Source organism: Pseudomonas sp. GW822-FHT06B12 (assembly GCF_058799675.1).
This window is the reverse complement of sequence record NZ_JBXALR010000001.1, coordinates 254,740-272,376: the sequence shown is the minus strand read 5'-3', so window position 1 is coordinate 272,376 and position 17,637 is coordinate 254,740. Positions and strand designations below refer to the sequence as shown.

The following is a 17,637-nucleotide window of genomic DNA, read 5'->3' as shown; positions in this document are numbered from 1 at the left end:
TAAATGAGCATTCCGAGCCTGTTTTTAACGCAGTCTGGTCGACGCGCAGGCAGTTTTCGTACAGAGCCTAGCCAGGTTTGCCGGTGACCCCGTCGGTGGTAGCAACTGGCCCGTTTCATTTGCTGGAGAACGCCCCTTGATAACGACCCGACGCATGGCCACGCTCAAAGCCTGGGGCGCCCACGGCTTTACCGCAACCGGCGTGGTGACCGCCTTCCTGGCGACCCTCGCCTTGTTCGATAACCAGCCCAGAGCCTGCCTGCTGTGGCTGGGCGTGGCGCTGATCGTCGATGGCGTGGACGGCTCGCTGGCGCGCAAGGTCAATGTCCAAACGGTACTGCCGCATCTCGACGGGTCGGTGCTGGATCTGGTCATCGACTACCTGACCTACGTGTTCATCCCGGCCCTGTTCATCTACCGTTACATCGACTTACCGGCCTACACCCCGCTACTGACCACCTCGGTGATCCTGGTCTCGTCGCTCTATTGCTTCTGCAACGTCAACATGAAGAGCAAGGACAACTACTTCCAGGGCTTCCCCGCCGCGTGGAACGTCGTCACCCTGTGCCTCTACATCATTGCGCCGACACCCTGGCTGACGCTGCTCACCATCATCGGCCTGGCACTGTTGACGGTGACCCGGATGAAGTTCCTTCACCCGTTTCGGGTGCGGCGGTTCATGCCGATCAACATTGCCGTGACGTCCATCTGGTTGCTGTGCAGCCTGTCGCTGGTCCTCAACCACCCGACCGTCAATCCTTTGGTCATGGGACTGTGGCTCGCGATGTCGGCTTACTTTCTGGGGATCTGCATCTGCCGCACCGCCGCGGACTGGCTCGAGCGCACCCATCACTAATGGAGGCATGAATGCCTATCCATATCGTGCAACTCGGCTCACCCCGAACACCCCATGAAGGCCTGCGCCTGGGCACGGTCCGCCGCCCACCTCGCGGCGTTCCGAAAGCCGAATTCGCCAGCCGCAACTTCTACGACACCTGGCTCCCCGTGCTCTCCCCCAGCCCAGAGCTGGTGGCCGAAGCGAAAGCTGCGGAAGACGAAAAAGACTGGGAAGCCTTTCGACGCAGATTCAAGGCCGAAATGCACCACCCGGCACCCAGCCAACTGCTGGATCTGTTGGCCGCCCTGTCCCATCAAACATCGCTGGCCATCGGCTGCTACTGCAAGGAAGAACGCCACTGCCATCGTTCGGTGTTGCGGGAGCTGTTGAAGGCTCGTGGGGCACAGGTTGTCGCGCCGATCGTGTAGGCGATGGTTGTCATTTTGCCTGGTTGTTCCCGGATTATAATGTCAAGGCATCCCAACCCGCCCCGGAGAGCCTTGCCATGAACTCGTCCAATCTCCACGAACGCCTGACCCGCGAAAATGCCATCCTGCTGCTGGTCGACCATCAGGTCGGCCTTTACACCGGCGTGCGCGACATCGACACACTCGCCCTCAAGCACAACGTCGTTGGCCTGGCCAAGGCAGCGCTGGCGCTGAAGTTGCCGATCATCGTCACCACGACGACCGAGAAGATGTGGGGGCCGCTGATCCCCGAACTCGCCGAAGCGCTACCGGGCATGAAGCGCATCGAGCGCACCAGCGTCAATGCCTGGGACGAGCCTCGCGTCGTCGATGCGGTCAAGGCGATCGGCCGCAAGAACCTGATCGTGACGGGTATCTCGACCGACGTTTGCCTCGCCTTCCCGGCGATCTCGGCCATTGCCGACGGCTTCAACAGCTATGCCGTGATCGATGCTTCCGGCGGCTTCACCCAGACGCAAGTCGACATGGGCGTAGCGCGCATGCAGCAGGCCGGCGTGATCCCCGTCGGTTATTCGAGCGTCGCCGTCGAGATCCTGGCCGACAACGCCGCCCCCGAAGCCGAGGCCGTCTACGCTGCGCTCGACATGCCCTTCGCCGGCTTGGTGTATGGCCTGAAGCAGTACTTCTCGCACAGTTGAGCTCCTACCGATTCAGCACGTTGGCAAAGCTGGGCCAACAACCGTCTCTTACCCTTGAGTATCTTTCGCAGGGGGTGATCATGAAACGATTCATTGACGGTGACGGGACCTGCAAATCGAAACGCCCCCCTTAAAAAGGGGGGCGTTTCGATTAGTACCGATAGGTTGCCTGCACTGAAAATACATTCGCACTATTTTCGTAATGGGCGCTGTATTCAGGTTGAAGGCCGGAGGTGTTCGGCTGGTTTACCGAGACTTTGGAATCCCAGAGATAACCATAAGCAAAGTCTATCGTCAGATCGGGAGTCGGCAAATAAGCGCCGCCCAAGGTCACGACTTGGCGGTTGCCCACCGGAACGCGCACGCTGCGATCGGCATTTCCAATTGGCGACGGATCATAGGCGTAGCCTGCGCGCATCAGCCATTGCGGGGTCAATTGATAGGATGTGCCCACTGCGGTGGACCACGTGTCGTGCCAGTTCAATGGTTCGCCCACACGCTCCAGACCCGCACTCTGGCCAAGGGCGGAAACATCGCTGTTGTTTGCCTCGAACTTTTCGAGCCGGCTCCAACGTTTCCAGGTGGTCCCCAGGTATCCCGTCCAGCGACTATTGAAATGATGGGTGATGGACGTATCCACCGATTCGGGCATAGTAAGATCTATCTTGGCGGGGTATTTTCCGTCCAGCGGGATAACGCTCGGGGAGCCGGAAACCGTAGTATGCCCTTTGAGTTGATAGCTCACCTTCGAGTGATAGTTAATCCCCCAACTCGTTGCCTCACTCAAGTCAACCAAGAGGCCGAGGTTGTAGCCCAATGCCGTGTCATCGCCCTTGATGGTGACCCGTGTGTCCTGACCGTTGTTAAGAGCGCCGGTGGCCAAGTAATTCTGAAGGTTTGCATCGAAATGGTTTATGGTCGGTCCGCCACCAATGGACACGTAATCATTGATCCGATAGGCAATGGTGGGCTGCAGGGTTACCTCCTTGGTCGAGCTATAGGAACCATGGTAGCGGCCCTGAAAACTGCTCTCGTAGTCATTGATCAGACCACTCGGAGCATAGAGGCCCAGACCAATCGAAAGACGATCATCAAGCGGCGTCGACATGTAGGCGAAGGGCACGACCGCCAAAGGTACCGAGTCCCCCTTATTCGTTCCTGCGACACTGCTTTGCGCATCACTAATGTCGTCGCTCCCCGAGATGATCGCGGCCCCGCCGGAAATCTCACTGCGCTGTAACTTGGTCAAACCTGCAGGGTTTCCGTAGATGGTGCTGGCGTCCAACGCGGATGACGACCTTCCCGCATATGCAGTTCCCGCACTGCTGGCACTTTGTTCGTTAAGCGCAATACCATTGGCGCCTGCAATTGTAGAGGCGCTGAGCAGTGCCATGGCACTGGTGAACTTGATCCACGCAGCACACGTTCGCTGAGCAGAGAGACACGGGACCGCACGGCTATTCAGTTGCATATTCCACCTCTTATTTATTGTTTTTGTTGATTGCACGCAGGCAAGGCTTCGCCTTCCTGTGCACTTGTCAGTGCCGGTTGGAGTGGGTAGAAGTTGTGTAAAAAACCCTGGCGGATTAGTACCAGGGCATGTGTGCTGGACTTACGGAAGCGAACTCGGGCTCATTTAAGCCACTCGACTTGAAAGCTATAGTGTCCCAGGAGAGGAGCCAGAACTTCTCGACCCGTTCCGGCCCTGATACAGGCAACATGCCCACGGCGATTATCCTGCACGACCTCCACTGCAATACCCGAAAGCCCCAGGCGTTCCACTTCCTTATGGACCACTCTGGCAATCTCCCGCTGCTGCAAGGCGGGCTTGAATATCTTGCCCACGGCAGTCAGTGGCAGCGCTTCGAGGATTTCAATGCGCTTGGGAACTGCTGCCCGCTCGCTGATGTTGAGATGAGCGAACGCCTCAAGTTCTTCGGCGCTGCAGGCTTGCCCGGGTCGCAGTTGAACGTAGGCGACCGGCACCTCGCCCGAGTAGACGTCAGGGCTGCCGATTGCAGCGGCCAGGGCCACGGCGGGATGCGCCTGCAACGCCTCTTCAATTTGCTTGGGATCGATGTTGTGGCCGCCGCGGATGATCAACTCCTTCTTGCGTCCGGTCAGCCAGAAGTAACCCTGCGCATCCTGGCGACCCAAATCGCCGGTATTCAGCCAGCGCTGACCGTCGATATCGATCCAAAGGCCCCGGTTATGACTCTCCTCCAGATAGCCACCAAAGAGGTTCGGGCCACTGATCGTGATCAGGCCGATCTCATCCACGTTGGCGTCACGCAGGTACTCTCCGGCGTCATTGAGCAAGACCGCGCGCATATTCTGATAGGCGATCCGTATCCCGATGGAGCCCATACGGCGCTCGCCATGGGGAGGATTGACCGAGGAGACACAGGCGCCCTCCGTGAGGCCATAGCCTTCGAGGATCTTCACCCCGGTCCGGCTCTCGAATTCACGGAAAAGCTCAGCCGGCATTGGTGCGGCGCCACACATTGCATAACGAAGACTGGATAGGTCGCGGCCCTGCCATTCATTTTGCAAAAGTGCCGCATAGACAGTGGGTACGCCGGAAAAGAAGTTGATACCGAAGTGCTCGACCATCTCCCAGAATCGTCGGATCACCCCCTCGCCACGATACCCATGAGGCGTCCCAAGGATCACATGGTCGCCTTGCGTCCAAGGCATCAGTCCAGTCACCAGTTGTCCATTGACATGAAATAGTGGCAGACCACAAAAGATAACCTGGCCACCATTGCGCGGCTGCAAGTGAGCGGCCACGGCCCATGCATTGAATACTTCAGAACCATGGGTGCGCGCGGCGATCTTGGGAAGCCCGGTGGTGCCACCGGTACAGATGTAGGAGGAGCATTCATCCGGGCGGATTTGCCGACCGCTCTTCAGGTGTGTGTGCGGTTGAGTATTCATCAGCGATAGCCAATCGTGGATCGCGATACCCCTGTGTAATTCTCGCTCCTTGAGTGCCACGGCTTTCAGGGCCCCACGCACAGGTTCGGTGACATAGGGTTCCATGCTGACCCAAACGACACTCCTGATCGCGGGTAACTGATCCAGCTGCGAAGCCAGTTTGGGCCACAGGTCGCTGCCCGGAGTCGGCGCGAGCGTCACCACCACAGATGCCTTCGCGGCATTCAGCAAGCCAGCCATCTGCTTGGCTTCGAGCAGAGGATTGATCGCCATGACGATGCCTGCCGCCTCCCCTCCCCATATCGTGAAATGGGTTTCCGGCAGATTGGGCAGGATGAAGGCAAGTACCTCGCCCGGTTTTATGCCCAGGTCATGGAAGGCATTCGCCGCGCGGGTGATATCCGCGAAAAGCTGGGAGTAGTTCCACTCATAGGTGTGCTTGAAATCGGCGGCATCGGCGAAGAAGCTTAGCGCCGGCGCCCGAGGGGTGCACTTGGCCGCCTGTCGCAGCGCTTCATAAGTGCTGGAAGCCAGGCCGCGCTCCGACAAGGGGACTCGTTCGATATTTTCGATGTCGCTCAGGGTCTGTACCGTCATCAGGCTTCCCCCACGACTCGGTTGCGTTGCACGCCAAGGTCGATCACGCCATCGGCGCTGCGAATGCGCGCCTCGACCACATCACCCGGCTTGAGATACTGCGTCCGGCCTTCCTGCGCCTTGAGGAAAAGCTTCCACTTGGTGGCTTCTGGCATCAGGGCCGCAATGCGCTGTTTGGCAGGCGAAGGTACCGTTAGCGCACAGCCGGCAGGAGTGCCGGTGGCGATCAGGTCTCCGGGGGCGAGATCTTGCACGGAGGAGAGCTCGGTCAGGGTTTCAGCGGGGCCGTAAACCAGGTTCGCCGTGCTGTCGTTCTGTCGCACCTGATCGTTGACCGTCAGGCGCAGCTGCAATGCTTTCAGGTAATGCATGTCCTTGGCATCCAGAAGGCAGAGGTAGGGGCCGACCGGGCCAAAAGTGCGGAAGCTCTTGCCCTTGTAGAACTGCATCTGGGGAATCTGAATGTCACGAGCCGAGTAGTCGTTGACGATGACTATGCCTGCGATGAACTCATGCAGATTGGCGTCGGTGACAGCAACAGCGCCGGTGATCGCGCGTTTCATCACCAGCCCCAGTTCGATCTCGTAGTCAAGAAAGCGCACGCTGCGCGGCTTGATCAGGTCACTGTCAGCCGCCACCAGGCAACTCGTCGCCTTGGTGAAGATCATGTTGAATTTCTTTGCATCCGGGTCCATGCCCGACTCGATCATGTGCTGACGGTAGTTGGCGCCCTGGCAGACGAACTGCTGGTTACGGGTCACCGGCGACAGCAGTTTCACTTCGCCCTCCTCCAACTCCGTACCGTTCATTCGAGCGAGGTCGTCGATACTGTTCTGGCGAATGAAGTCTCCGGTGGTTTCAAAAACACCGGGGACGACAGTGATACGGCCTTGGCGTAGCACGCCCCAGTGAATACCGTTCTGAAACTCAAAGCGGACTACGTGTACAGCAGACATTGAAGGTACTCCTGGAGCAGTGTTTGTCCCGCGCGCGGCGGCGCGAGAACTGTGGTTGTTGTTCTTAGGAAGGGCTGGCGGAATTACCCGAACATCCGCATAAGCGTTATCAACTTGCGAATGGTCAGGTCCGGGCTGCGTCGCAGGTTGCGGATCAGCGCACGCAGATTGGTCAAGTTCATCTTGGGTTTTGTAAAGCTCTTGGGCATGCGCTGCCCCCACTGCGCCATTGCTTCGGGGCTCACGGGATGAATGCCCGTAGGCTGCATGGCCGTGAAGATATCCCCGTCGCAGTAATGCTCGTGCTTATCGCCCCAAGGGTCTTGCCAGTAGTCGAAGATCTGACTGCCCAGAATATGCCGGCCAATTCCCCATGAGTGCTCCCAACCCCGCTCCCGCAGGACGCGTTGCCCCATGCCCACCGCGTCTGCATCAACGACCTCATAGGCGCTATGGCTATAGGTCGCCATGAACCCTTGCGCTATCGCGAGCGTATGGTGAGCCGTGGGTATCTCACCGAGGTCAAGGCGCATGAAAGCGACGATAGGTGTGCCGTCGGGGAGTACCTGCACATCGCTGGGAATAAACCCGAAATGCTGCGTATACCAGGCACAGGTCGCCTGGTAGTCAGCCACTTCAATCACGATGTGGCCAAGTTTGAGTACTTCAGGCGGAGCAATTGGCGAGCGCTGCGTGGAGTTGATGCGCGGCTGCTCTTGCGCCAGATTCCAGGGAAGTGGGGCTCTGTGTACCAGCGTTTTACCTGGAGCCTGGTCGCATACAGCTTCCACAATGAACCCGCAAGGATCAGTCAGTCTGACGTAATGCCCGCCGCCGGGATGTGCCGATTTCTCGACCGGTGACGCGCCTGGGATTCGAGCCAGCTTTTGCAGATCCTTGAGAGACCGGACTGCCAGTCCGAACCCGACAAAGCGTGCATGTTCTGCACGATGGACACGGTAACAATAGGCAGCCGGTCCAGTGGCGCGCAGATAGAGCGTATCGGCGTTCTGATGACTGACCGTCAAGCCGAAGTCAGTCAGGAAACGCGCCGCCTCGTTCAAGTCCGGCCTTTGAAAGATCAGGTGAGTCAGATCCTGGGCCTTCACCGTCGGCTGCGGATGCCGGGCAGGATGTTGTGTCGCCAACTGGGGCATTTGGTTTTTGTTGTTCATTGTTCTTGTTTTCCGGTTTTTCAGGGCAAAGCGATCCCCGACCCCCTGAAAATGCCAGAGGTGTTTTTTTGTTGAGTCGGTTACCGCGCTCAGTCGAGAGGGGGAAGTGCCGGCAACTCTTTGGTCGCCAGCGCTCGAGCCTCCTCGTGAGGCACACCCAATGCCCGCAGCACTAGCTCGGCCGTGTCAGAACCCGATTCGCGCCACGTTCTATGCCCTTCCAGCACCAGGAAAATCGAGCCGAGGACGCTGCTCGATATCAGCGTCAGCACTGAGAGCAATTGATCCTGCGCAAACGTGTACCGCCCACTGGATATCCCGCTCAGAAGATCAGTCGTCGCTTGGCTGCTAAACATTTCGCGCAACGAAGAGTTGCTCATGGCGAATTTATGTATGAACGCTCCCCACTGGGGGTCCTCATGAGCTCGACGAATGAAGAATCGAATGCCATTGGCAAGACGCTGAGCCGGATCGGAGAGGGAATTGAAGCTCTTGTTGACGCGCTCATGCATCTCCCTCGCGAGATAGCCCGCGACCTCCTCGAACAGGTTTCCCATGCTGTCGATATTGCTATAGATCGTTCCGCGCGCTACTCCTGCCTCTTGCGCAAGGTCGAGGATGTTCACCTGAGAGGTGCCTTTTTCAGCGAACAGGCGAAAGGCGGCTTGATGTATGCGGCGCTGTATCGGATTTAGGGATTTCACGCTCTCTCTCCAGAATTACCTTATGGCTGAATTGAACACTCGTGTTCAGCAATCGTCAACAAGGATTTTTGAATCAAGAGCGCCCATCACAAAAAAAACCGTTCTATGCCTCATGAATCCGAATGTTATGAGCGATGTGGCGAGGTCCATGAAGGGTCTTTAGATTTCTACACATTGACCAAAATGAACACACGTGTTCAGATTCGTTGTGCTTCTGCCTCATCTTCTCGGTAGAGCCATCAAACCGGCCAATCGATGTAAACCAGGACCTCAACAAACCTGAGGAGCACCGTGCCTACGTTGCCCGAAGGTATTGGCCCTTCCCGACGGCTGGCCGATTTTTCATTAACTGAAGGACAGAACATGACCGGCTCAAAGCTCTTCGAACCACTTCGATTGCCTAACGGCACGGTGATTCCAAACCGAATCGCCAAGGCTGCCATGGAGGAGAACCTTGCCAATGAGGATCACGCGCCAGGGGAAGCGCTGGCCAGACTCTATCGGCGTTGGGCGGACGGTGGGGCCGGTCTGATCATCACTGGCAACGTCATGGTTGATCGCCACGCCTTGACCGGACCGGCTGGCGTGGTGCTTGAGGACGATCGGAACCTGGGCAAATTCACGCTATGGGCCGATGCTTGCCGCAGTCGCGGAGCCCAGGCCTGGATGCAAATCAATCATCCCGGACGGCAGCTATTGGCTTCAATGGGGCAATCAGCACGGGGGCCCTCCGCGGTTGCCGTCGACATTCCCGGTCTATCAAAGGCTTTTGTGCCACCCAGGGCCTTGAGTGAGCAAGAGATCGAAGAGCTGATTGAGCGCTATACCCATGCTGCAGTGCTGGCCGAGCGTGCCGGATTCACCGGCGTGGAGATTCATGCAGCGCATGGCTACCTGTTCAGCCAATTCCTGTCGCCCTTGACCAACAGGCGTAGCGACCGCTGGGGTGGCAGCCTGGAAAATCGCGCGCACATTCTCCTGCAAACCATCGACGCCATACGTCAGCGAGTGGCACCGACCTTTTGCGTCGCTGTGAAGCTCAATTCCGCGGACTTTCAGCGAGGCGGTTTCGATGCCGAGGATGCGGCTCGCGTGGTGACAATGCTCAACGCCAAAGCGGTCGACCTGGTCGAGTTGTCAGGTGGCAGCTACGAAAGCCCGGCGATGCAGGGACAGACCCGCGATGGCAGCCGCTTGGCTCGAGAAGCCTATTTTCTCGAGTGCGCGGAGAAAATAGGAGAAATTGCGCGCATGCCGCTGATGGTCACCGGCGGCGTGCGTAGAAAGGAGGTCGCGGAGCGAGTGGTGAGCGGCTCGGTGTCGATGGTGGGACTTGCCACTGCACTGGCAATCGAACCGGCCCTGCCAAGCCAGTGGATGGCAGGTCAGAACACTGAAGTGGAGCCCATCGTCGTCGGCTGGAAGAACAAGGCACTGGCATCGCTGGCATTGGCGTCGGTCGTCAAGAAGCAGCTCGGCTTGTTGAGCCAAGGGAAGCGGACAAAACCCACGACGTCGCCACTCATGGCATTGATAGGCAATCAGCTGAAATCTCGTCGCCAGGCAAAGAACTATCGGCAATGGATTGGCCGGGTCTAGCGGGCCAAAGTTTTCGTACAGCCCCTAGGGTAGCGGCTTACTGGCGATTCGCTTGGCTCTGGCAGGTGTTACGCCCAGAGCCTTGAGAATCATCTCGGCGACCCGCTGATCGTGCTCCGCCACCGCACGCCCCTCGACAACCGAGCGCATGGCTCCGGTTGTGCACGATACGACCATGTCCAGGGCGATCCCTTCGTCCTCGTAAGCGCAAATGCCCGTGCGCAGACCTTCACGCAGGTCGCCAAGCACATGGGCAGCCAAGCGCGAGCGCATGGTCTGATCGGAATGGATGATGCGCAGCAGTGCGTTGGCCCATTGATGGTCATACGCGGCCCGGCATACGAACATGCGCACGCCAATCGAAAGCCGCTGTGCGCCGCAGTGCACGTCCGCGCTCAGGGCGGAAATGGCATCGGAGAACTCGGTCGCCATGGCGATGCCAACCGCCTCGAGCACTTCATCGCGCGTTCGAAAGTAGTTGTAGATGGTGCCATTGGACACCTCGGCCTCTGCCGCGACCTCGAGCAGTGCGATCTCCCCCACCTCCTTACGCGCGACAAGACGCAATGCCGCGTCCACCAGGCCGCGACGGGTGCGTTCACGCTTCTTGTGGCCTCGAGTGAGAGGCTCTTGCGCAGTGGCTACTGAAGGAGAAATGGGGGACGGCATCTTCAGGCTCTTAGTCGAGGTGGTTCGTTGATGGTAATGGAAACGCTATCGGCAGTGACATCTTCGCTGGCCAAAAGACCTCGGCAGTCTCTGAGGAAACTGGCCACTTCTGCGCCAGGGGCGTGGTGCATGATGATACGGTCGGGGCGAATCGCGACGAGCGTGCCTTTAGCCGCCAGCGGCAGGATGTCATGGTTCATGTCTTCGATGAAGTCACAACGGCCGCCGGAGCGTTGGCCGCGTGTTCTGATTTCCAGGAAATGGCCGCCCATTTTTTCCCATGAAACGACTTGAGCAGTGGTCAGCAGTGACAATGGGTCTACGCCGAATCCAACCAGGGTCAGGTTGTCCCCAAGAGCATCGTCGCTCAGTTGGATCTGCTTTTGCATGTTGCGAACCCAGGCCTGGGGAAACAGGCTGCCACGTACCAGCTTGTCGCCCCGACAGTGCTTCACGAACAGACCGTGTTTGAAGATGTTCTTCGGCTTGATGTCCAACTGTTCAAAGTACCTCCGAGTAGCAGGAGTCAACGTCAGCATGCGCATCAGGCCGTGGATGAAGAACGCTGCGATCTTGTTCTTGGGCATCACCAGGCGGCCCATGAGTTTCGCCAGATTGATCATCGCCTGAGCATGGGGACGGCGCTCTACGTCATAGGTCTCGAGCACCGCAGGCGCGGCATGGCCGCGAAGGACCCAGGCCAGTTTCCAGGCCAGGTTGGCGCCATCTCGAAGTCCCGCTACAAGACCTTGCCCGACAAAAGGCGGGGTAATGTGTGCTGCGTCGCCGGCGAGGAAGACGCGTCCCTTGCTGAATCTGTTGCAGCAGCGCGCGTGGAATCGATACACAGCCTTGCGCTCGATTTCCAGCTCCTGCGGTTTGATCCATGGCGCAATCAGCCGGGCTATGCTTTCCGGGCTTTCCAGCTCTTCGCGCGATTCGCCGGGTTGTAGCATGAACTCCCAACGCTCCCTGCCGCCGGGTGCGGGCATGTGCGGCGTTGGGCGCCGTGGATCACAGAGAAACTCGATGTGATCAATCGCTGACTTATGCCGGTTCTTGACATCGACAATCAGCCAATCCTCCGCATAGGTCTGCCCTTCGAACTCCTGGCCAATCAGTGTTCTGACCCTGGAGCTTGCGCCATCCGCACCGACCACGTACTGGGCGCGAACGGAATGCGAGTGACCCTCCTGATCCCGTACGGAGGCGACGACGCAGTCCGACTCCTCGACCAGGCTCTCGAGCTCGAAGCCGCCCAGACTGGTCACTGACTTCAGCCGGGAAACCTGGCTGCGCATCGCTCGTTCGAGGTCGGGTTGATAGAAGGTCACAAGCTTGGGATGGCCGTCGATACACCCGGCAGTGTTGGCGCGACCGAATTGCCCGAGAACCGGGGAGTGCATCCTTACTTCAGGGATAGCGATCTTCTCGAAAGCATCCTCCGACAATCCGGCAAGTTGCAGGATACGCAGCGCCTCGTTGTCCAGGGCAATGGCGCGAGGCATCAGTACGATTTCATGGAGCTTGTCCAGTACCAGTGTCGTTACCCCGTAGCGGCCGAGCAGCGCCGCGATTGTCGCACCTACCGGACCGTTACCGACGACCAGCACATCGACGGCGTTGGGAGGCAGTTCGGATACTTTCTTGTTGTTGTTCATATCGAGCCCTTGTTGTGATTGAAGTCGTGGGACGCGCAGGTCTCATCGTCAGGCCATGTGAAGATATGAAAAATTGAGACACATTTCAATATTGATATTTTTGTCATTATTTTTTTGAGATCATTACCACACCAAAATGAGACCACATGGGCTGTTCTCAGGGGGTCAGGAGTGTGGCGAATCGAGTCCGCTCCGAAGAGATGAATCCAGATGCCTGAGGAGTGAAGTCACGCTTGCGTCAGTTTCCGACCGGCGAGGCTTGGCTTCCGGGCCGATCAGCGTTGTCATTGGAGCCATGCTTCACAGCGCACAACTTTGTTTTAGTCTTCAGGAATCGATCGTGGCGCGTCCGCAGTCCCATCCGAACCCGGTCCAGCTCTGCTTCGTCGAGTTCGAGCTCGACGAGGCCAACGCCTGCTTGTTACGTAACGGACAAGCCGTGGCGTTGGCGCCGACTCCCTTCACTCTGCTGTGCGTACTTGCACGCCAGCCGGGATCGCTGGTGACCAAGGATGCCTTGCTTGATGCAGTGTGGGGGCATCGGTTTGTCAGCGATTCGGTGCTGAAGACGGCCATCAGCGATCTGCGCAAGGTGTTGGGCGACGACCCCAGGCAGCCCCGCTTCATCGAGACTGTGTCGCGGCGCGGTTATCGGTTCATCGCCGCGCCGTCCCCTGCACCTTCGATGCCGCCTCCATCCGCGACGTTACCCGCGGCTGGCGCGCATCCGTCGCCGCCATTCATTGGTCGCACCGACGAGGTTTCAAGGCTGCAACGGGCGTGGGAGCGGGCTTACGGCGGCCAGCGTGCGGTGGTCTGGCTCGCCGGAGAACCAGGGATTGGCAAGACCACATTAATCGAACATTTCCTCGCCAGCCTTGGCGGCATCGCCTGCGCACGCGGCCATTGCGTGGAACACTACGGCACCGGCGAGCCGTACTTGCCGGTGCTGGAGGCGCTGGCCGATCTGTGCCGCAGCGACCCTACCCTCCCGGCGCTGATGCGCGCCGTGGCGCCGACCTGGCTGTTGCAACTGCCGTGGCTGAGCACTACGGAGGAGCGAGATGCATTGCGGCGCGAGCTTGCCGGCATCGGTCCGGATCGCATGCTGCGGGAAATGGGCGAACTGCTGGACCGCTACACAGAGCAGCGCCCGCTGTTGCTGGTCACTGAAGACCTGCATTGGAGCGATCGGGCGACGGTCCAGCTCATAGACTATCTGGCGCGGCGACGTAGCCCCATGCGGCTTATGTGGCTGTCGAGCTTTCGCCTCGCCGAGGTGGTAGCGCTCGATCATCCGCTCAGTTCGTTGCGCCACGAACTGCGCCTGCAACGTCTGTGCGAGGAAGTGGTGCTCGATCCATTCTCGGAAACCGAGGTCGCTGACTATGTCGCGCTACATTCGGCCTCGTTGGCGCGAGATGAAACTTTCGTGCGTGCCCTGCACGAGCGCACTGACGGTGTGCCGTTGTTCGTATCGTCAGTCATCAGTGACGTGATGGACCCAACGGACGACGACGCCACCATCGAGGCTCGGCTGACGGGATTGGCGGTCCCCGAGAACCTCGCGGCCATCATCGATCACTACATCACCAAGCTCGGACAGGAGCAGTGTGCGCTGCTCTCGGCGGCAGCGGTGTGCGGAGTCGAATTCCGGGTCGAGACAGTTTCTCTGGCCCTCGAGCGCGACCTCGATTCTGTGACCGACACCTGCGAGGAACTGGTGCGCGAACAGGTATGGCTCACACGGTCGCGGGCCACCGACGTTGAAGAGTCGGTAGAGCCACCCTACTCGTTCCGGCATGCCCTCTTCCGCCAGGTGCTGTACGACCGCACACCGCGCTCATTGCGCACCCACCTCCATCGCCAGGTTGGCGCGGCCCTCGAACACGAGCGCACGGCCGGCGTGCCGGTTGCTGCCTCGGAACTGGCAATGCACTTCGACCGGGCTCGGCAGCCGATGATCGCGCTGCGTTACTACGCCGAGGCCGCAGAAGCCGCGCTGCTGCACTTCAGTCCGGCCTTGTGTATCGGCCTGACTGAGCGCGCATTGGTTCTGCTGACGCAGGCACCAGAAGGGACCGAGCGCGATGCGCTCGAAATTACCTTGGCCACGCTGCAGGGGGTGTCGGCTTTCCACACGTTCGGTGTCGGCAGCGAAGCCAGGAACGCGTTCGAACGCGCGTATACGCTGCTAGCGGATGTACCCGAGCATCCAATGCGCGGTCGCCTGCTGCACGGATTCGGCTATCTGCTCGGTCTGCGCGGTGACTATGCGCTGGCGCTGGAGGTGGCGGAACGTGCCGAAACTCTTTCGTCCGAGACGAACGATCCAGCGCTCATGCTGGCGGCGTGCATCGTGCAGGGCGAGGTGCATCACCTTCAGGGTCGCACACAGACGACCCGCCGTTGGCTAGAGCGCGCCCTCGCGATTGCCGAGCCGCTGGACCTCGGGGCGAACGAGATTTTTGCGGCCGATCCTCAGGTCATGCTGCACGGAATGCTGGCCATAGAACTCGTGCGTTCTGGCCTGATTGAGCAAGGCCGAGCCCACATGCAGCGAGCGCGGACCCGCGCGCAGGTGCTTCGCCAACCTATGACCTGGTTGGTCGCCACCTGGCAGGAAGTGTTGATCGAGGTGCGGATGGGCAACCCTGTGCGCGTGGCAGCACTGGCTGACGACATGCAGAAGCTGGTCGATGAGTATTCACTGGCACTGGGGCGGACGGCTTGCCGCTGGTGGCGAGGCTGGGCCGACGCGCGTAGCGGTGCGCCGCGCGACGGCTACCGACGCATCCGCGAGGCCTACGAAGAACACACCGGGCTCGGCATGCGCTCCGGTGCCAGCGAGGTGCTCGGCTACGCCGCCGAGGCGTTGCTGCTGGCGGGTGATTGCGACGCCGCGCGAGTCGAGCTGGAGCAAGCACTACGGGTCGGGGAAGAACTGGGCGAGCGCGTATACCTGCCGCAACTGTTGCTGCTGGAGGCAGCGATTGCGCGGATGCAGGGCCGGCTCGACGCCGGCAGCACTGCGGTGCGGCGTGCGGTTGAGGAGGCTCGCGCCCAGGAAGCACCGTGGCTGGAGCTGCTCGCGCTGGTCGAGTTGTGCGAGCACCACGACGCCACGGCCGAGGACCACCAGGCATTGGCGACGCTGGTTGAGCAGTTGCCCGAAACCGACGGAACCGAGCTGGTGAAACGTGCACGCTCGCTGCTTCAGGCTGCCAAGCCAGCTTGAAGGGTTAAGGACACAAACCTGTGGGAGCGAGCTTGCTCGCGATGACGGCGGTACATTCAGCATCAATATTGGCTGACCCGCCGCTATCGTCGGAACGCCGCCCGGAGCAAGCTCGCTCCCACAGGGTTGTGGTGCTCAACTCCTTAACTTACCGGCATTAATTTCTGCGGGAGCGGCGTTGTCCCGACCGAAGTCTGACCTTTCGCTTACGACTCCACCCAGGGGACGACCTACGCTGTCGTCGAACTTTCTTGAGCCCCTGGTCTGCGATGATCCTGAACCCTGAATCCAAGTACCCGAGCCGCCGCTCGTACGTAGTGAAGCTGCGTGGCGATGCCGCGCCGGGGGCCCTGGTGGGCCGCCTCGAAAACCTGGTCACCGGACGTCAGCGCGAGTTCTCGTCCGCCGAAGAGCTGCTGGAGTCGATTGCCTCAGACCTTGTGTCGGCGGCCGGCGAGCACATGGCAGATGCCGACGGCGAGTGACGCCTCCAACATGAATCAGCGCTCGATATGGCGACCGAACGGCGACGCTTCGCTGACGACTTCGCGCACACCGGGCCCTACGCTGATGCCATCTCGAATCCACACGAGTCCAATGCGATGCCGCGACTTCCAGTTTCCTTTCCACTGCCCCTCCACACCGGCCGGACGACCTTGCAACAGACCGGGCTCGCCGTTGCGGCCGCCCTTGCCACTTCGATCGCCCTCGCCCTGGCCGGTTGCTCCACGCCGGTCGTCAAGCCGTCGGTCGACCTGCCGAGCAACTTCGCCGCGAGCACGGCCTCCGAGATGGAACCCGAGGCGGCGTGGTGGGAGGTCTACCACGACCCAGTGCTGACGGATCTGGTGCGCCGAGCAGCGCGCGAGAACCGCGACGTGAAGATTGCCGCCGAGCGTCTGCGCGCTGCACGTGCCGGAGAAACGGTCAGCCGTTCCTGGCTGCTCCCGAGCATCGGCGCATCCGCCTCCGGCAGCGATCGCAGCAGCGGCTACAACTCAGCCACGAAACAGGGTTATCCGGATACCAAGACCACCAGTGTGGGCCTGGACGTCTCGTGGGAGCTCGACCTGAGCGGCCGCCTGCGCGCCGGCGCAGCAGCGGCCAACGCCGATGCGCTGGCCGCAGAGGACAGCATGCGCGGCGTACGCCTGCTAGTGATGAGCGACGTCGTCAGCAACTACTTCTCACTGGTCGGCGCGCAGCGCCAGGTCGCGACGCTGCGCGCCATCTCGGCGATGCAGGACGAGACGCTGCGTCTGGTCACCGCGCGCCAGCAGGTGGGGCTGGCATCCGCCTTCGACGTCGAGCGTGCGCAGACCGACGCCTTGTCGGCGCGGGCGCAGATTCCGCCGCTGGAAACGCTGGCGGCCGTGTCGCGCCATCGTATCGCGGTGCTGATCGCCGACCAGTCCTTCAATACCGCGAACATCCAACCCACGGGTGGCGATGTGGCGGCGGTGCCCGAGGCCAAGCCGGGGCAGCCCGCCGCGCTGCTGCAACGCCGACCTGACGTGCTGGCGCTGATGGCGCAGCTCGACGCAGCCAATGCGCGCCGCCAGCAGGCCGCCGCCGAGTGGTTCCCGCAACTTTTCCTCGGCGCGTCCTTCGGCCGCCAGGGCCTGAACCTGAACGGCGCCGATCTCGGCGTTGCACGCTTCACCAACGTGGCGGGCCTGCTGGCGATGCCGATCTTCAACGCCGGGCGCACACAAGCGATTAACGAGGCTGCCAAAAGTGCTCAACAAGAGGCTCTGCTGCGCGCCGAAGACGGCATCGTACGGGCGCTCGAGGATGTGGAGAACGCCCTCGTCACGCTGTCGCAGGAACGCCGCCGCGCCGGGTCGCTGCAATTGGCCGCCGCGTCCGCGGAATCTGCGCAGAACCGCGCCCAGTCACTCTATAACCGCGGGCAGATCGACCTGTTGCCACTGCTGGATTCGCAGCGGGCGCGCCTGGCGGCACGCCTGAACGCCAACGAAAGCAGCACCCGACTGCTGCTCGATAGCGTGCAGCTCTACAAAGCACTGGGCGGGGGTTGGCAGGTATTCGAGCAACCCGCCACCCCCACTGCTGCCACCAAAGCCGACCAGCCACCACTTTCCTGAGAACCTGTCGTTTTTCAAAGAGGAACCCC

14 protein-coding genes are annotated in these 17,637 nt (G+C 60.3%); 7 read left to right on the top strand and 7 right to left on the bottom strand.

The window, feature by feature from the left end; translation table 11 throughout:
* Positions 1-154 precede the first annotated feature (154 nt).
* The 3 genes from pcsA to AC1RKH_RS01310 all read left to right on the top strand — a co-directional run bounded on the left by pcsA (position 155) and on the right by AC1RKH_RS01310 (position 1,964).
* Complete coding sequence (pcsA, locus tag AC1RKH_RS01320) at positions 155-856, top strand: phosphatidylcholine synthase (RefSeq protein ID WP_401116623.1); 702 nt, start codon at positions 155-157, stop codon at positions 854-856.
* An 11-nt stretch (positions 857-867) separates the two neighbouring features.
* Positions 868-1,266, top strand: coding sequence for a DUF488 domain-containing protein (locus AC1RKH_RS01315; protein WP_493060784.1), 399 nt, complete (start codon positions 868-870; stop codon positions 1,264-1,266).
* 77 nt (positions 1,267-1,343) lie between these two features.
* Positions 1,344-1,964 (top strand): isochorismatase family protein, encoded by a 621-nt coding sequence (locus tag AC1RKH_RS01310; RefSeq protein ID WP_493060783.1) that lies wholly within the window; start codon positions 1,344-1,346, stop codon positions 1,962-1,964.
* A gap of 151 nt (positions 1,965-2,115) precedes the next feature.
* Here the strand turns inward: AC1RKH_RS01310 and AC1RKH_RS01305 are convergent, their stop codons facing one another.
* The 5 genes from AC1RKH_RS01305 to AC1RKH_RS01285 form a co-directional block, all read right to left on the bottom strand.
* Positions 2,116-3,435, bottom strand: a complete 1,320-nt coding sequence (locus AC1RKH_RS01305) for an outer membrane protein transport protein (RefSeq protein ID WP_493060782.1) — start codon at positions 3,433-3,435, stop codon at positions 2,116-2,118.
* A gap of 161 nt (positions 3,436-3,596) precedes the next feature.
* Positions 3,597-5,498, bottom strand: a complete 1,902-nt coding sequence (locus AC1RKH_RS01300; protein WP_493060781.1) for an acyl-CoA synthetase — start codon at positions 5,496-5,498, stop codon at positions 3,597-3,599.
* Positions 5,498-6,454, bottom strand: coding sequence for a fumarylacetoacetate hydrolase family protein (locus tag AC1RKH_RS01295; RefSeq protein WP_493060780.1), 957 nt, complete (start codon positions 6,452-6,454; stop codon positions 5,498-5,500). Before AC1RKH_RS01295 ends, AC1RKH_RS01300 begins: the two co-directional genes overlap by 1 nt.
* Before the next feature lie 83 nt (positions 6,455-6,537).
* Complete coding sequence (locus AC1RKH_RS01290; RefSeq protein WP_493060779.1) at positions 6,538-7,629, bottom strand: VOC family protein; 1,092 nt, start codon at positions 7,627-7,629, stop codon at positions 6,538-6,540.
* Between the two features lie 89 nt (positions 7,630-7,718).
* The gene (locus AC1RKH_RS01285; RefSeq protein WP_493060778.1) at positions 7,719-8,333 is read right to left on the bottom strand and encodes a TetR/AcrR family transcriptional regulator; all 615 of its coding nucleotides are present in this window, start codon (positions 8,331-8,333) and stop codon (positions 7,719-7,721) included.
* Between the two features lie 363 nt (positions 8,334-8,696).
* Here AC1RKH_RS01285 and AC1RKH_RS01280 point away from each other — a divergent pair, with 363 nt between their 5' ends.
* Positions 8,697-9,932: an NADH:flavin oxidoreductase/NADH oxidase family protein gene (locus AC1RKH_RS01280; RefSeq protein WP_493061358.1), complete on the top strand. Its 1,236-nt coding sequence runs from the start codon at positions 8,697-8,699 to the stop codon at positions 9,930-9,932.
* A 24-nt stretch (positions 9,933-9,956) separates the two neighbouring features.
* On the opposite strand, the gene AC1RKH_RS01275 is transcribed toward AC1RKH_RS01280, so the two are convergent.
* Both AC1RKH_RS01275 and mhpA read right to left on the bottom strand, forming a co-directional pair.
* Positions 9,957-10,601, bottom strand: coding sequence for a TetR/AcrR family transcriptional regulator (locus AC1RKH_RS01275; protein WP_493060777.1), 645 nt, complete (start codon positions 10,599-10,601; stop codon positions 9,957-9,959).
* A gap of 2 nt (positions 10,602-10,603) precedes the next feature.
* Positions 10,604-12,262: a bifunctional 3-(3-hydroxy-phenyl)propionate/3-hydroxycinnamic acid hydroxylase MhpA gene (gene mhpA / locus AC1RKH_RS01270; protein ID WP_493060776.1), complete on the bottom strand. Its 1,659-nt coding sequence runs from the start codon at positions 12,260-12,262 to the stop codon at positions 10,604-10,606.
* A 340-nt stretch (positions 12,263-12,602) separates the two neighbouring features.
* Here mhpA and AC1RKH_RS01265 point away from each other — a divergent pair, with 340 nt between their 5' ends.
* From AC1RKH_RS01265 to AC1RKH_RS01255, 3 genes are all read left to right on the top strand, one after another.
* Positions 12,603-15,500, top strand: coding sequence for an ATP-binding protein (locus tag AC1RKH_RS01265; RefSeq protein ID WP_493060775.1), 2,898 nt, complete (start codon positions 12,603-12,605; stop codon positions 15,498-15,500).
* A gap of 269 nt (positions 15,501-15,769) precedes the next feature.
* On the top strand, positions 15,770-15,985 hold the full coding sequence (locus tag AC1RKH_RS01260) for a hypothetical protein (protein ID WP_123425485.1): 216 nt from the start codon (positions 15,770-15,772) through the stop codon (positions 15,983-15,985).
* Positions 15,986-16,102: 117 nt separating this feature from the next.
* A complete protein-coding gene (locus tag AC1RKH_RS01255) occupies positions 16,103-17,608 on the top strand; it encodes an efflux transporter outer membrane subunit (protein WP_493061357.1) in 1,506 nt (501 codons plus the stop codon).
* Positions 17,609-17,637: the final 29 nt, after the last annotated feature.